Annotated in this window: 12 protein-coding genes; 7 read left to right on the top strand and 5 right to left on the bottom strand. The window is 46.5% G+C overall.

The window, feature by feature from the left end; genetic code table 11:
* The first annotated feature begins 191 nt into the window (after positions 1 to 191).
* From GK108_RS25995 to GK108_RS26010, 4 genes are all read left to right on the top strand, one after another.
* Positions 192 to 1,418, top strand: coding sequence for a metallophosphoesterase family protein (locus tag GK108_RS25995; protein WP_163954510.1), 1,227 nt, complete (start codon positions 192 to 194; stop codon positions 1,416 to 1,418).
* On the top strand, positions 1,415 to 4,507 hold the full coding sequence (locus GK108_RS26000; RefSeq protein WP_163954511.1) for an SbcC/MukB-like Walker B domain-containing protein: 3,093 nt from the start codon (positions 1,415 to 1,417) through the stop codon (positions 4,505 to 4,507). The genes GK108_RS25995 and GK108_RS26000 overlap by 4 nt, the downstream gene beginning before the upstream one ends.
* Positions 4,508 to 4,600: 93 nt before the next feature.
* On the top strand, positions 4,601 to 5,629 hold the full coding sequence (locus tag GK108_RS26005) for an alkaline phosphatase D family protein (RefSeq protein ID WP_163954512.1): 1,029 nt from the start codon (positions 4,601 to 4,603) through the stop codon (positions 5,627 to 5,629).
* Positions 5,630 to 5,838: 209 nt separating this feature from the next.
* Entirely contained in the window at positions 5,839 to 6,264 is a 426-nt protein-coding gene (locus GK108_RS26010; protein WP_246225182.1) for a putative quinol monooxygenase, read from the top strand.
* A gap of 252 nt (positions 6,265 to 6,516) precedes the next feature.
* Here the strand turns inward: GK108_RS26010 and GK108_RS26015 are convergent, their stop codons facing one another.
* From GK108_RS26015 to GK108_RS26025, 3 genes are all read right to left on the bottom strand, one after another.
* Positions 6,517 to 7,332, bottom strand: coding sequence for an enoyl-ACP reductase FabI (locus GK108_RS26015; protein WP_163954513.1), 816 nt, complete (start codon positions 7,330 to 7,332; stop codon positions 6,517 to 6,519).
* A gap of 120 nt (positions 7,333 to 7,452) precedes the next feature.
* The gene (locus tag GK108_RS26020; protein ID WP_163954514.1) at positions 7,453 to 8,505 is read right to left on the bottom strand and encodes an alpha/beta hydrolase; all 1,053 of its coding nucleotides are present in this window, start codon (positions 8,503 to 8,505) and stop codon (positions 7,453 to 7,455) included.
* Entirely contained in the window at positions 8,502 to 9,893 is a 1,392-nt protein-coding gene (locus tag GK108_RS26025) for a methyltransferase RsmF C-terminal domain-like protein (protein WP_163954515.1), read from the bottom strand. The genes GK108_RS26020 and GK108_RS26025 overlap by 4 nt, the downstream gene beginning before the upstream one ends.
* 47 nt (positions 9,894 to 9,940) lie before the next feature.
* Here GK108_RS26025 and GK108_RS26030 point away from each other — a divergent pair, with 47 nt between their 5' ends.
* Positions 9,941 to 10,447, top strand: a complete 507-nt coding sequence (locus tag GK108_RS26030; RefSeq protein ID WP_163954516.1) for a KdsC family phosphatase — start codon at positions 9,941 to 9,943, stop codon at positions 10,445 to 10,447.
* 70 nt (positions 10,448 to 10,517) lie between these two features.
* Here the strand turns inward: GK108_RS26030 and GK108_RS26035 are convergent, their stop codons facing one another.
* Positions 10,518 to 11,351, bottom strand: coding sequence for an aminotransferase class IV (locus GK108_RS26035; protein WP_163954517.1), 834 nt, complete (start codon positions 11,349 to 11,351; stop codon positions 10,518 to 10,520).
* A gap of 38 nt (positions 11,352 to 11,389) precedes the next feature.
* Here GK108_RS26035 and GK108_RS26040 point away from each other — a divergent pair, with 38 nt between their 5' ends.
* A complete protein-coding gene (locus GK108_RS26040; RefSeq protein WP_163954518.1) occupies positions 11,390 to 12,007 on the top strand; it encodes a Uma2 family endonuclease in 618 nt (205 codons plus the stop codon).
* A 114-nt stretch (positions 12,008 to 12,121) separates the two neighbouring features.
* Here GK108_RS26040 and ettA read toward each other — a convergent pair whose 3' ends face one another.
* The gene (gene ettA, locus GK108_RS26045) at positions 12,122 to 13,789 is read right to left on the bottom strand and encodes an energy-dependent translational throttle protein EttA (protein WP_163954519.1); all 1,668 of its coding nucleotides are present in this window, start codon (positions 13,787 to 13,789) and stop codon (positions 12,122 to 12,124) included.
* A 74-nt stretch (positions 13,790 to 13,863) separates the two neighbouring features.
* On the opposite strand from ettA, the gene GK108_RS26050 reads away from it, so the two are divergent.
* The gene (locus tag GK108_RS26050; protein ID WP_163954520.1) at positions 13,864 to 15,141 is read left to right on the top strand and encodes a DUF349 domain-containing protein; all 1,278 of its coding nucleotides are present in this window, start codon (positions 13,864 to 13,866) and stop codon (positions 15,139 to 15,141) included.
* Positions 15,142 to 15,160 lie beyond the last annotated feature (19 nt).

Below are 15,160 nucleotides of genomic sequence, written 5' to 3' on the forward strand. Positions count from 1 at the left end.
AGACCTCCAAAGATTATTTGGCAACCCACCCAATATCAGGCATTTAGACAAGAAAAAATTCTTTAAAAAAATTCAAGTGTTTACTATCTGACCGTTCCTTCCATGACTAATCGGCGTAATAAAGCCGTTATGCGGGTGTAAACGAGTATATTGCATATCTCTTTTACTAGCTGTTTTCTCCGTTACGAGTTATGAAAATACTACACACAGCCGACTGGCACCTAGGAAAACGGCTCCAGGATTTTCAGCGAATCGAGGAGCAACAGAACGTACTGGATGAAATTGTTCAGGTTGCCAATCGGGAGAATGCGGATCTGGTGATTGTTGCCGGTGATTTGTTTGATACATTTAATCCAGATCCTAAGGCGGAAGACCTATTATATAGTACACTAAAAAAACTAACTGCCGGGGGAAGCCGTCCCGTTGTTGCCATTGCTGGTAATCATGATAACCCAGACCGAATTGAAGCCCAGGACCATTTTGGCCGTGAGTGTGGGATTATCTTTGCTGGCTTTCCTAAAACAGAAGTTTCTTCTTACGAGGTAAGTTGCGAAGCGAAGCTATTAAAGTCAGCACCTGGTTTTATTGAGTTGAAACTGCCCAGGCATACTGCCCCTGTCAGAATTATTCTTACGCCTTATGCCAATGAATCGCGCATGCGCTCCTACTTTGGTCAGACAAGTTTTGGCGATGAATTGCGGCAGGAACTTCAGCAACACTGGGCAACGCTGGCTGATACATATATGGATAAGCAGGGCGTCAATCTATTGACAGCGCACTTATTCGTTATGAAACGCGGGGGCGAGCAACCTGAAGAATCCGATGATGAACGTAGCATCTTGCAGGTTGGTGGCGCTTCGGTTGTTTATACGGACATGATACCTCCACAGGTCCAGTATACGGCGTTAGGACACCTCCATCGTTATCAGGAAATCTCAGGAGCGCAATGCCCAGTTGTTTATAGTAGTAGCCCATTAGCGTATAGTTTTGCCGAAGCCGATCAGCAGAAATATATCGTTCTGATTGATGTGGAGCCCGGACAGGCTGCTACGGTCACCCCTATTCCGCTTAGTACGGGGAAACGGTTGTTGCGTCCACGCTTTAAACGAGTAGATGAAGCCGTCGACTGGTTAAAACAAAACCCGGATTGTTACGCAGAGATTACCTTACAAACAACTACCTATCTGACTAGTGAGGAACGACGGCAACTTCAGCAATCCCACGAATCGTTGGTGACTATCATCCCGGATATTCGGGAAATCGATGTGGAAGAAAGCCCCAATACACCAACCATCGACTTAACGCAGACTATGGATGCGTTATTTACCGACTATTTTAAATATAAGAATAAAGGGCAGGAGCCAAATGACCGGCTTCAGCAATTATTCAAAGAGATTTTAGCAACCGATTTGGAATGATACCTATAAAGCTGTCGATTCAAGGGCTTTATTCCTACCAGGACAAACAGGAAATTGACTTTCAGCAATTAATTGGCTCAAGCGTTTTTGGCATTTTTGGAAAAGTAGGCAGCGGCAAAACCTCGCTATTGGAGGCTATCAGTTTCGCTTTATACGGTAAAACGGAACGACTCAATGATCAGGATAAGCGAGCCTATAATATGATGAATCTGAAATCGAAGCATCTGCTTATCGACTTCGAGTTTCAGGCTGGGCCAGACCTCCACATTTATAAGTTTATTTATGAAGCCCGACGGCACCCTAAAAAGTACTACGAAATAGCCCCTGGCGAACGTCGTATGTTTATAAAACAGGGCGACGACTGGCAACCAATTGGCAACGAGAAAGAAGACGTAGCAGTTTTATCGAAGCAGATACTGGGTCTGGATTACGATAACTTCAAGCGTACGATCATTATTCCGCAAAACCAGTTCCGGGAGTTTCTGGAACTTAGTCCTACTGAACGTACTAGAATGATGAACCAGCTCTTCAAGCTGGATCAGTATGAGCTGTCGGGCCGGGTAGCGAAACTAAGCAAGGCAAATGATGAAAATCTATCCGAGTTACGTGGCCTTTTAGCGCCGTTAGAAGAAGCTACTCCTGAAGCCATCGAGCAGGCTAAACAGGACGTAACGGCTATTCAGACATCGATAGTCGGAAAAGAAACTGAAATCAAAGCGCTGGAGCCTACCGAAAAACAACTGCTCGATAGTCAGGAACGTAGTAAAAAACTAATACTGGCAGCCCAGGAGCTTACACATCTGTTAACCCAGGACGCTACGTATCGTCGGCTCGAACAGGATATCGCCTTATATGAAACCTGCCGATTGCTTTTCCAGTCCGATCTAGCTCAGTTGAGCAAGCTACAGGACAAGCAGCATAAACTACTTGAGCAGGAACGTACTACGCAACAGCAGCTGGGAGCAGCTCAAAAGCGGCTGGCTGGTTTACACAGTATCTATGACGCAGCGAAGAAAGCCTACGAAAGTCGCGACGAGTTACAGCAAAAAATTGACGAATTAGATACGGTTCAGCTGATCCGAACCTTACAGCAATCCATTGATCAGCAAAACCGCAATCGTTCTGCACTGTCGACGCAACTCGACAAACAGGCCGAACTTCTGGAACGTAATAAGACCGCTCAAAAGCAACATCAGACCATTATTGACAACGGCTTGGGCAATGCCTCGAAGCTGGAAAATCTCTATAAGGTCCAAAACTGGTTTACAGCCTATAAGCCTTTAAAGAAACAGGCTGACGATTTACAGCAGGCTATTGAGAAGTATGACCTGGCTGTTGAACAGCTCAAACAACGTAAGAATATAGCACTACACGGTTTTCCCGACGACTGGAACACGCTAACGCTGAAAACTTTGCCCGACCAGATCGAACAGGCACTGAGTAAGCTAAAATCTATTCGCGAAGACCGGGAAGCCAAACACCGTAAAACACTGGTCCAGGAAGAACTGCGTAAATATGCCGACTCGCTACACGATGGACAGCCTTGCCCACTTTGTGGGTCTGAACATCACCCAAACCGGCACGTAGCAACGTTGGACACCGACGAGGTAAAACGTAGTGAAACAGCTTTGCACAAAGTGGTTCAACGGATTGAGGAAACCACTGCGCTGCAATTGACCATTAAAGAACTGGCAACGCAGCTACGTAGCGAGCTGGAAAATGGCAAACGTCTTACGCAGGAACGGGGCGAGGTTGTTAAACAACTGACAGACCACGAAGACACGTTTGTTTGGACTGATTTTTCGAAAGAGCAGGAAAATCAGGTAGCAACAGCCATCCGGCAGGAAAGTGATGCTCAAAAACGGCTTCAATCCGCGCAGGAAGCAGTTGCTACGTTGATTCGACAAATTGACGAGAACGAAGTTGCTTACAAAAAACTATCTACCCAGGTAGCGGATGTTGACAAAGCGATTTCTGGTCAGGAAGGCGAGTTGAAAAGAGCCGTCGAATCGCTTCAGCATTTTCGTTTGCACGAAGTATCCCGATGGGGCCTCGACCAGATTGCTGATCTACGAGAGTCGCTGACCCAAACGTACAATCAAACCAAAGCGAACTTCGACGATGCCGACAAGCAGAAGGGTTTTGCCGAGAAAACCGTAACAACGTTCGAAGAGCAACTGCAGCAGCTGGCTCAGCAACTGATTGAGGTTAACCAGGAGCTGGACACGCAGGAAGTAACCATCAGCCAGAATCTGGAAGCCAACAACCTCTCGCGCGAGCAGGTAACAGCTGTGCTACGTTCGGGCCTTGATGTAGAACTGGAAAAACAACATATTAAAGCGTATAACGAGAAACGTAGCGTATTAGCCCAGCAGGTCGAAACCCTGGAAGCTGAACTGGCGGCCAATCCATTCGACCCGGCCCTACTGGAAACCATTCAGAGTCAGCTCGCTACGCTGCAAAAAGAAAAAGATGGCCTGAATCAGGATCATGGACGGGCAAGCACAATCGTTACAACGCTTGAAACCCAGTGGCAACAGAAACAGGATTATCAGAAACGGTACGATGAATTGATACTCCGACAGCAGGATTTAAAGAAAATGGACGACTTGTTCCGGGCTCAGGGCTTTGTCAACTACGTATCGTCGGTTTACTTGAAAAACCTCTGCGAATCAGCGAACGAACGATTTTTCAAGCTTACTAATAATCAACTGAAGCTCGAACTCGACGAAAAAAACAATTTCCAGGTTCGCGATTTCCTGAATGGTGGCGAGATACGTAGCGTAAAGACACTATCGGGCGGCCAAACGTTTCAGGCGGCTTTATCGCTGGCATTAGCACTTTCCGATAATATTCAGCATCTGACAAAGGCTAAACAAAATCTGTTTTTCCTCGACGAAGGCTTTGGAACGCTGGATAAAGATTCGTTACAGACGGTCTTTAAAACACTGAAAGCGTTACGTGCCGAAAACCGACTGGTGGGTATCATCTCCCACGTTGACGAATTGCAGCAGGAAGTCGATACGTATATTAAGGCGGAAGCAACCGAGAACGGCAGCCGGATTATCAGAAGTTGGGAAATCGGATAAATCCACTAATAAACGCATATTAACAAATCTTGACGTTGCCGCGAAAAATAGATGGCCTTCTACTTTTGCGCTGGATTAATTAATAACGTACGAATGAAACCAATTCTAGCAGTTGCCCTCTTCGGCTGTATTCTGACAGCTGGATGTCGATCGACAAAAACCGATACGTCGTTTTCCCAGCAAAAACCAGTCACCACCATTGCGTTTGGTTCCTGTAGCCGGCAAAGTTTGCCGCAACCGTTGTGGGACGACGTAGTGGCGCAAAAACCCGACGTCTGGATATGGTTGGGCGACAATATTTACGGCGATTCGGAAAATATGGATACGCTACGTACCAAATACGCCATGCAGAAATCGAATCCGGTTTATCAGCAACTACGTCAATCGGCTTCCATTATCGGCGTTTGGGATGATCATGATTATGGCGTGAACGACGGCGGTAAAGAGTATCCCAAACGGAAGGAAAGTCAGCAGGTTATGCTTGATTTTTTCGACGTACCAACCGACAGTCCGCTACGTAAACAGGAAGGTGCTTATTCGGCTCACGTGTATGGCCCCAAAGGCAAACGGGTGAAAGTGATTTTGCTGGATGCGAGGTATTTCCGCGACCCGTTAAAGAAAGGTGGTGCCGACGGCAAAACGAACGTAGCCGATCCATCGGGCGATATGCTGGGCGAAACACAGTGGAAATGGTTGGAAAACGAATTAACCAACTCCGATGCCGACATACATATTATTGGGAGCGGTGTTCAGGTGATTCCGAACGATCACATTTATGAGAAATGGGGCAACTTCCCAACGTCTCGGCAACGGCTGTTCAACCTTATCGGCAAAACCAAACCGAAAGGAGCGTTCTTCATCAGTGGCGACCGCCACATTGCCGAAGTATCGAAACTGAACGTACCGGGGCTACCCTACGACTTATTCGACATTACGAGCAGCGGTCTGACCCACGTCGGGAAACCTCGTGAGGAGAAAAATCAGCATCGCGTGGGCGAGGTCATTTTTAAGCTGAACTATGGTCTTGTTACCATAAACTGGGATGCTAAACCGCTCACCGCCACCGTCCGCATCAACGGCGACGAAGGCGCTACGTATCTGACGCAGGAACTCAAGTTCTGAAGAAAAAAAGCTTTCGCGTTTTGCACTGCCACTACGTAGTGCAAAACGCGAAACGTTCAGTTGGTTTTGGAAGGCGCAGATATAGCAAAAAAATAACGTAATAAAGCCAACATATTTTTAATAAGTAGCCTACTTATGAGTCATGAGCAGGCTTAGTAACACAGTAACTAATTGCTTCTTTCATACAGACCAAACGTATGGTACTTCTCATGAAAACGGTTAAGATATTTTGTAAGCTAAGCCCGGCTAAGTCATTGTTAAGACTTGCTTCGCTGTTTATTTTAACTCTTGTACTTAACACGAAGGTGATGGCACAAGATAAAAAGCAAATGGTGCGATTGGCAAAGATTAAAGTTGACCCCTTGACATTGGAAAACTATAATGCTGCTTTAAAAGAGCAGATGACAACAGCGATTCGTGTTGAGCCAGGGGTATTAACTTATTATGCTGTTGCCGACAAAAAAGACCCAACAAGCATTACAATACTTGAAATTTATGCCGACACAACCGCCTATAATTTACATACAGGAACACCGCATTTTAAGAAATACAAGGAGACGGTAAAAGACATGGTGAAATCGCTGGAACTTGTTGACGTTACAATAGTGGGCTCAGCAAAGAAGCCCGGTATGTAATTGTAGAAAAGGGAACGGCTAACCTCAGCAACGTTTTTTCTATTCTCCTATGAGGGACAGGTTTTATAGGGCTGAGATCGTGGTACAACTTCTTCAGAAAGGTTATTCCGTACGGACAACAGTGCGCAGCTTAACAAACTCGAAATATCCACTACCCAAGTTAGTAATTAGGCTATAAAACCCATACAATAAATCGGGCTGTGCAGGGAGAATTTCTCCGCGCGCAGCCCGATTTATTAACTACGTAGTATTTTATTTCTTAGTCAGCGCTTCCATTACCTCTTCCGAAATACCGGTCATTGAGAAACCGCCATCGTGGAAAAGGTTTTGCATGGTTACCATACGTGTCAGATCCGAAAACAACGTAATAACGTAGTCCGCACACTGATCGGCGGTTGCGTTACCCAGCGGAGCGGTTTTATCAGCAAAGTCGAAGAATTTGTCGAACCCGCCGATTCCGCCACCCGCCGTAGTTTGCGTAGGCGACTGCGATACGGTATTGATACGTACTTTGTGCGATTTGCCATACCGATAGCCGAAGCTCCGGGCAATTGATTCCAGCATGGCTTTCGCATCGGCCATATCGGTATAGAAAGGGAAAGTCCGCTGAGCAGCCATATAGGTCAGTGCCACTACCGAGCCCCACTCATTGATGGCGTCCAGTTTGTAGGCGGTCTGCAACATTTTATGGAACGACACCGCCGAAATATCGAGTGTCTGCTTCAGCCACTCGTAGTTCAAATCCGTGTAGGCTTTGCCTTTGCGGATGTTTGGGCTCATACCAATGCTATGCAATACGAAATCGACTTTGCCCCCCAGCACTTCCTGCGACTTGGTAAACAGGTTCGTAATATCGTCAACCGACGTAGCATCAGCTGGAATGATTTCAGCGCCGGTTTGCTCAGCTAACTGGCGAATTTCGCCCATGCGCATCGCAATCGGTGCATTAGTCAGCGTGAATGTAGCTCCTTCTTCGTGCGCTCGCTGCGCAATTTTCCAGGCAATTGAACTTTCATTTAAGGCACCCGAAATGATGCCGCGTTTTCCTTTCAGTAATCCGTAAGCCATTATAGTAAGTTTACAGTTTTCAGTGCCCAATCTTCGACAGCGTCCTTCAACATATTGCCCGAAAACTGGACTGTGTCATACTGTGTATGATTGAGATAACAACGAATCGCCAAAGTTAGGTTATTTTTTTGTCGAACCGGCTTTTGGGCTAAAGGCTATGGCTGACTGAGACATAGCAGGAACTGGTACATGTAGTATGTCTTCCATAAATTTTTCTGTTGTCTGATACACGCCTTTCAGATCGCCGGACGTAAAATGAGAAGCAATCACATGCTGACCCGCATTTGGGAAAGCCACTTTCTGTTTTTTATCCGCTGGAGTTCCCAACTCATCAAACATCGCTAGCATAGTCGATACCGATACGACCTTATCCTGATTGTCTTCGTCTTTGTAATAATAGCCCATAAACACCGGCTGTTTGACTTTCTTAAACTGCTCGGGCGTCATGTATTGATCCAGCATAGTTTGCAGCGTCATTAGACCGTTCGTATGGTACTGCGGAAACCAGTATTTTATGCGGTCGCCGGTATAGTGTGAATTCACAAAATGCTTATCCGGGAAAATCTGGTCAATAATCTGCTGACCCCAGGGGCCGGTTACCAGACGTAGTGCAGGCGTAGCTACTGCGATGCAAGGGGAATACAAGACCAAGCCTTCTATTTCAGGATGTCGGGCCGCCAGATATAGCGCCAACATACCGCCCGCCGACGTACCAATAACGATCACCTTTTCGCCTAACTCCTTTCCAATCGCTAACGCGCGTTCGGCAGAAGCTGCATACTTGCCAGGCGTTAGGTCTTTGAGCGCATCAGGCGAATCAACTCCATGCCCGTATGTGCGAGCCAAATATAGATTACAGCCAAAATGTTTGGCCAGCTGCTTATGAATTGGATCACCTTCTGCCCAACTGGCAGAAAAGCCATGAATATACACCAGACTGTAAGGCGTTTTCACTTTATGAAGACTATCGGCCCAAATAATTCGCGCTTCATTATCAGGCCGTAGATTAGCTTTCTTCTCCGATTCAGCGATGCTTTTTTCGAGTTTCACCAAATCACGATCCAGCGTAACCACATCATCATTGATCGGGTCGTAATGAGCTGATGGTCCCGTCAGGTAACCAACCGCTATCAGGGCTATCAGTACGCCACTAACCGTGAAAAACCGTTTCATACATATTCTTTGATATCCATTCGAATACGCCAGTCTTTAGGCAGATAATTATTGACACGATTGCCAACTCCTTTCAGCCAGCCAAGGTTCAAGCCTTGATATTGAGCTAATAACCACCCTTTTACCGGCTCATCAAAGATTAGATTTTCTTTCTTAAAAAAACGTAGCGCGTCCTCTTTATTTAGCGATATAGCTGACAAATTCTGATTAATAGCCGTGCTCAAAGCCAGGGTATGCGACGGAATAAAATCGGTTCCTTTAAACTGGCCCATTTCCAGACCAAATCCTTTGTTTCTGATGGCGCTGTCCAGAAACAGAAATTCTTTTTCCAACGCCTTCGGTAAGGCCATTACATCGCCATTAGGTTTTTCCCAGAACGAAAACTCAGCTGGATTTTCGAGCCATTTCGAGGCCGACGCCGTTTCGCGCGGACGTAGTGCCCGAATACTTCTGAACGTACGCGCATCGAGTTTTACGGCTGCGATGAAGCTTTTTTTCTGAAAAACGCTGATAAAAAAACCCTCTCCTTTGACCCGATGTGGGTAACATTGGTAGCCAACCGCATTCCCGCTGATTTTCTCCACTACGTTCCATTCAGCAGGAAGCTCAAGCGCCCGGTTACGAAAGCCATTTTCGGCCAGATAGCGCATACTATCCAGATTTTCGGCATCATTATACGTACAGGTGCTATAAATCAGAATACCTCGCTCATCGAGCAACGGAGCCGCTGCCGCCAAAATTCGTTTCTGACGAGCCGAGCAAAGCTGTACATTGGCCTCTGACCATTCGTCGATAGCATCGGTATCTTTCCGAAACAGTCCTTCACCGGAACAGGGCGCATCAACAACCACTACGTCGAAAAAACCGGCTAAATTCGGCATATCTTCCGGGTCATGATTGCTGACCACTACGTTGGGCAAGCCCCATTTATCTACGTTTTCGCGCAAAACAGAAACCCGGCTCCGAATTACTTCATTGCAAATCAGAAGGCTATCAGCATGAAGCATGGAGGCCAACAAAGTACTTTTTCCGCCCGGTGCTGCACATAAATCCAATACCCGCAAGGGTCGGTTCAGATTAACCGTCTGTTTGACGGCTTCACTCAAAAGCATAGACGAGGCTTCCTGCACGTAGTAGGCTCCCCCCTGAAACAGCGGATCAAGCGTAAAGCTAGGCCGTTCAGGCAGATAAAATCCTTCTTCGCACCAGGGCACCGGCTCCAGATCGATGACAGGATAAGCGTTCTTACGGGAGTTGATTCGAATACTTACGGGCGTTTCCTGAACCAGTGCATTCTCAAAAGCAGCGTATTCCGCTCCCAGCTGAGCTTGCATCTGCGCCTGAAAAGCAGGAGGTAATACGGCCGAAGTCAGGTTATGGCTATTCATTGAACAAAAATAAGCAACTGTCTACCGGTTTTCATTAAACTTGTGCCATGACAGCTTTACAAGAACGATTTAAACAAATCAAGACCTTTATTTTTGACGTAGACGGCGTCCTGACAGACGGAAGTGTAAACTTACTGGCTTCGGGCGAACGGTTTCGAACCGTTTTCATCCGCGATACGTATGCCATTGAGCAGGCCCTAAAAGCAGGCTTTCGCGTTGCTATTGTGTCTTCGTCGAATGCAGAGGGAGTTAGAAGCTGGTTGGCAGCTACAGGGGTCAAAGATGTTTTCATGGGTGGCCCCAGCGACCAGAAAGTAAACGCCTATCTTGGCTACATAGCGCGCGACGGCCTCACCGAATCCGAGATTCTATATATGGGCGACGATACGCCCGATTTGACTATTTTACAACGAGAATCCGTACTCAGTACGTGTCCGTCGGATGCAATTGATGAGGTGCAGGCCGTTTGTGATTATATATCGCCAAAGCCAGGCGGGCGCGGTGCTGTTCGGGATGTTATCGAACAGATTATGAAAGCCCAAGGGAAATGGTAGCTTTCCACAGATAATGGCCGCAGGTATTTAGTTATCCAAATACCTGCGGCCATTGTATTGCTATGCTTTTTTACCAGTTTTTTACCAGTTCATTAAAGCGTTCCAGCAGGAATGCCGACTTCGGTCCAGCATGACCATCGCCAACGGTTAAATCCCCTATCTGTGTAATAGGCAGCACTTTTTTGGTTGAACTCGTTGTGAATGCCTCTTCTGCATCATATAGTTCCGATAGCAATACCGGACGTTCTTCTATCTCAAAGTCGGTTTGCGCCAACTGCATTACGGTTCGGCGGGTGATACCGTGTAAGATGTTTCGATTGGGCGTAATCAGTTTATCGCCTTTAATGATAAAGAAATTACTACGGCTCAACTCGCTGATTTCGCCCCCTTTTTGAAAGAGTAAATCCGACGCTCCCGCCGATTTGATAGCTTGAGCCATCAGAATAACCCGCTTGTAATCGACAGATTTCACCTCGGCCATTTCCCGCACGTATTCGTCGAGGATTACTTTTATGCCCTGCTCGTACTGGATTAGCGGGGTCGGATGAATTTCTTCCGTTAGTATAAGCAGATTCGGCTTTACGATGCTGATGCTATCAGGAGCATAACCGCCTGTCATCACGAAACGAAACGCTACGTCCTCCGGCGCGCCCGCTTCAACGCTACGTTCGATCAGGTTCATCAGAATGCTATACGTAGCGTCTTTATCGAGGGGCAGTGGCAGATGCATCCGCGAAGCTGAGTTCTGAAAACGCTCCCAATACCAATCCCACTGAAACGGTCTACCGTTATAAGTCAGGAAATAATCGAAGAGGCCATAACCACGTAACAAACCCAAATCGGTAATACCGACGGCCAGTTTATCGGTCGGCGCAATAGTGCCGTTGAAATATCCGTAGTACATAAAATACGTTATCTTTACTGAAAACAAAGGTACAGGAAATGAGTGTAACGCCCCGAGAGCAATCCCGTAATTCGCCAGCCTCCCGTAAAGTACCCTCTTCGCTGATCTATGAAGAAATTAACGGTACGCCTTATTATTATAAAGGATACCGGTCAGTATTGTCACGGCAAAAAACTCAAGAAGAAATTATAGGAGCCAGCGCGCTGCAATCAGCAATAGTTTCGTTACTGATTCACGTTCTATACAAATTTCTCCCATTCAATGATTACCTCATTGCAACCAATGAGCCAGGTCTTCATTTAGCCGTGGGAAACAATCTTTCTAATGACATTGCGGTTTTTGATCAACATGCTTTACCAACTCCTCTAGACGACAAATTCTTCTCTGTACCGCCAAGAGTGGTTATAGAAATTGACGTCAAAATTGAGCTTCCAGCCAATGTTAGTGAGACAGAATACGTATATGATAAAACACAAAAGATGCTGGATTTTGGTGTACAGAAGGTAATCTGGATACTAACGAAAACCCGAAAAACGCTAATAGCACAACCAGACCAACACTGGATACTTACTAACTGGGATGACATCATTGAGATACTTCCCGGATGTACTGTTGATTTACTACCCTTACTAAAATCTAAGGGGGTAATTTTGTAAGGCTCGGCGATACAAATCGAAACTAATTCATATTTACCATCCGACGATCCTTTCTTAAAAGATCTTCATAGTTTACTTAAATGAAAAAAGCCCGATCTACGACCGGGCTTTTTTCTATACTAGTTTCTTATACTTGATTCGTGTGGGCGTGGCCTCCGTGCCAAGTCGTTTTCGGCGGTTTTCTTCGTATTCCGAGAAATTACCTTCGAACCAGTACACCTGCGAGTCGCCTTCGAAAGCCAGAATATGCGTAGCAATCCGGTCGAGGAACCACCGATCGTGACTAATCACAACGGCGCAGCCCGCAAAATTCTCCAAACCCTCTTCCAGTGCGCGTAACGTATTAACGTCCAGGTCGTTCGTTGGCTCATCGAGTAGCAACAGATTCGCGCCTTCTTTCAAAATCATAGCCAGGTGAACACGGTTACGCTCTCCACCCGACAACGTACCAATTTTCTTTTCCTGATCGGCACCAGCAAAATTAAAACGGCTGACATACGCACGGGCATTGGATTGTTTACCGCCCAGCACAATCCAATCGCTACCACCAGAAATGGTTTCGTAAACCGTTTTGTTCGGGTCCAATCCATCGTGCTCCTGATCGACGTAAGCGATTTTTACAGTATCGCCAACGGCAAACGTTCCGGCATCCGGCTTTTCGCGACCAGTTATTAGCTTAAACAGGGTGGTTTTACCCGCACCGTTTGGCCCAATAATACCGACGATACCGCCTTGTGGTAATCGGAACTCCAGATGTTCAAACAGTAACCGGTCGCCATATGCTTTGGCAACATCATCCGCTTCAATCACTTTTGCCCCCAGACGTGGGCCCGATGGAATGAAAATTTCCAGTCGTTCTTCTTTCTGACGGTTGTCCTCATCCAACAATCGTTCATAAGCACCCAGACGAGCCTTCGATTTGGCCTGACGGGCTTTAGGCGCCATTTTTACCCACTCCAATTCGCGTTGAAGTGTCTTCTGGCGTTTCGATTCGGCTTTTTCTTCTTTGGCTAATCGCTGCTGTTTCTGATCGAGCCAGGACGAATAATTGCCTTTCCAGGGAATTCCTTCGCCCCGATCCAGTTCCAGAATCCAGCCTGCTACGTTATCCAGAAAATAGCGATCGTGGGTAACGGCAATTACGGTTCCTGAATACTGACGTAAATGTTCTTCTAACCACAAAACCGACTCCGCATCGAGGTGGTTGGTAGGCTCATCGAGCAGCAATACGTCGGGCTGTTGAAGCAACAGGCGGCAAAGAGCTACCCGGCGTTTTTCACCACCCGACAAATTATCAATGATGGCATCGGCAGGCGGACAACGTAGCGCATCCATCGCACGCTCCAGCTTCTGATCCAGTTCCCAGGCATTATAATGGTCCAATTTTTCCTGCACCTCGCCCTGACGTTCAATCAGTTTATCGAAGTCAGCATCTGGGTCTCCAAAGGCTTCGTTGATTTCGTCGAACTCTTTTAAGAGGTTAACCACTTCCTGTACGCCCTCTTCAACGACTTCCCGAACAGTCTTTCCGGGCTCGAACTTAGGCTCCTGCTCCAGCATGCCAACCGAGTAGCCAGGAGAGAACACAACTTCGCCCGTATAGCTTTTATCAATACCGGCAATGATACGTAGCAGCGTTGATTTCCCGGAACCGTTCAATCCTAAAACGCCAATTTTAGCACCATAAAAAAAGGAAAGGTAGATGTTCTTTAGGATTTGTCGGTTAGGCGGAATATTTTTACTCACGCCCGCCATGGAGAAAATTATGGTTTCCTGACTCATTAATTTCTAATAGATTTGTGGTTGGCAATTATCCTCAAAATTAACCCACAGCGCAGCCTTAACCAAGCATAGTAATGGAAAACGCTTCACTGGTAGATGAATACGGTTACGTCAAAGACGGAAAGGTATTTTTGAAAGGCTACCTGAATTACGAAGATCGCCAGATTGGCGAAGTAAAACGCACTGAGCAGGAAGCGCTCGACTATTTTAAGAATCGCTTCATCATTGCAGAGAACAAAGTTGGCCAGTTAGAGAAAGACATTGAAGAGGCCCAGAACAAAGGCTCTTATCTGACCAAACTGGTTCAATTACGCAAAAAGCTTCTCGGATTTGATGCCCTTGGCGATTTTCCGCCCCTGCTCGACCGTTTAGACGCTCAGGAACAACTATTATCCGAGCTTATTACGGTTAATCAGTTAAAGAACCTTGAAATCAAACGAGCGCTGATTGCAGAAGCCGAAGCCATTGCCGACAGCAATGACTGGCGGCCAACTGCCGATGCGCTTCAGGAAATCAAGACCAAATGGATCAAGACCGGCCCTGTTGATAAAAGTGCCGAAGCTGAGGTTGAAGGTCGGTTTCAGGAATTGCTGGATGGTTTCTTCCAACGCCGGCGTGAGTTCTTTAATGAACAGAACAAGATTATTCAGGAACGACTCGACAAATACGACGAGTTGATCCGATTAGCGTTCCGCGCTACTCGTCTTGGTGATCTGGACGCTGCTTTCCAGGAAGTTCGGCGACTCAACAACGCCTGGAAACAGGTTGGCGAAGTTCCGATTAAGAAAAGCGGCAAGCTTTATAAGAACTTCAAGAAGGCTACCACAATTTTCTACACCAAATACAACGACGCAAAAGGCATCGTCATTGAGAAGAAAATCGATCCACGTATCGAAGCCCAGATGAAAATGGTCGACGAAGCGGAACGGCTTTCCCGGCAATCTGACATTTTTGCGGCTGCTGAGCGGGCCAAAGTGTTACTCAATAGCTGGAAAGAAATTAAAGTTCCGTTCAAGCTACAGGACAAGTCGCTGAACGATCGCTTCCGGGCTGCCTGCGACAAGATTTTTGAGCTTAGTTATTTAGGACGTGTGCTGTCGCGCAAATATCCGGCTTTTGAACTCAAAAGTCAGTCAGAACAGATTCGCACTAAAATTCGCGAAATGGAGTATCTCGTTAAGCGGGAAAAAAGCGATTTGCAATTCGCGCTTCAGGATGCTGATGGGCTCGATCCTAATAACGCTGAAGACAAGCAGGTGCTGAACAAAATCAATACGCAGAAACGCAAAATAGCGATGAAAGAAGTCATTTTGCGTGAGTTCCAGAAGCAACTGGAAACAGCTGGCTATTAACCGAATAAAGCCCATAAAT

Origin of the sequence: Spirosoma terrae, assembly GCF_010435915.1 — a bacterium.
GTDB lineage: Bacteria > Bacteroidota > Bacteroidia > Cytophagales > Spirosomataceae > Spirosoma > Spirosoma terrae.

What these genes read in the sequence shown, in the direction of transcription:
- GK108_RS25995 (WP_163954510.1), top strand. Translation starts at nt 192, where the DNA reads ATGAAAATACTACACACAGCCGACTGGCACCTAGGAAAACGGCTCCAG.
- GK108_RS26000 (WP_163954511.1), top strand. Translation starts at nt 1,415, where the DNA reads ATGATACCTATAAAGCTGTCGATTCAAGGGCTTTATTCCTACCAGGAC.
- GK108_RS26005 (WP_163954512.1), top strand. Translation starts at nt 4,601, where the DNA reads ATGAAACCAATTCTAGCAGTTGCCCTCTTCGGCTGTATTCTGACAGCT.
- GK108_RS26010 (WP_246225182.1), top strand. Translation starts at nt 5,839, where the DNA reads ATGAAAACGGTTAAGATATTTTGTAAGCTAAGCCCGGCTAAGTCATTG.
- GK108_RS26015 (WP_163954513.1), bottom strand. Translation starts at nt 7,332, where the DNA reads ATGGCTTACGGATTACTGAAAGGAAAACGCGGCATCATTTCGGGTGCC.
- GK108_RS26020 (WP_163954514.1), bottom strand. Translation starts at nt 8,505, where the DNA reads ATGAAACGGTTTTTCACGGTTAGTGGCGTACTGATAGCCCTGATAGCG.
- GK108_RS26025 (WP_163954515.1), bottom strand. Translation starts at nt 9,893, where the DNA reads ATGAATAGCCATAACCTGACTTCGGCCGTATTACCTCCTGCTTTTCAG.
- GK108_RS26030 (WP_163954516.1), top strand. Translation starts at nt 9,941, where the DNA reads ATGACAGCTTTACAAGAACGATTTAAACAAATCAAGACCTTTATTTTT.
- GK108_RS26035 (WP_163954517.1), bottom strand. Translation starts at nt 11,351, where the DNA reads ATGTACTACGGATATTTCAACGGCACTATTGCGCCGACCGATAAACTG.
- GK108_RS26040 (WP_163954518.1), top strand. Translation starts at nt 11,390, where the DNA reads ATGAGTGTAACGCCCCGAGAGCAATCCCGTAATTCGCCAGCCTCCCGT.
- ettA (WP_163954519.1), bottom strand. Translation starts at nt 13,789, where the DNA reads ATGAGTCAGGAAACCATAATTTTCTCCATGGCGGGCGTGAGTAAAAAT.
- GK108_RS26050 (WP_163954520.1), top strand. Translation starts at nt 13,864, where the DNA reads ATGGAAAACGCTTCACTGGTAGATGAATACGGTTACGTCAAAGACGGA.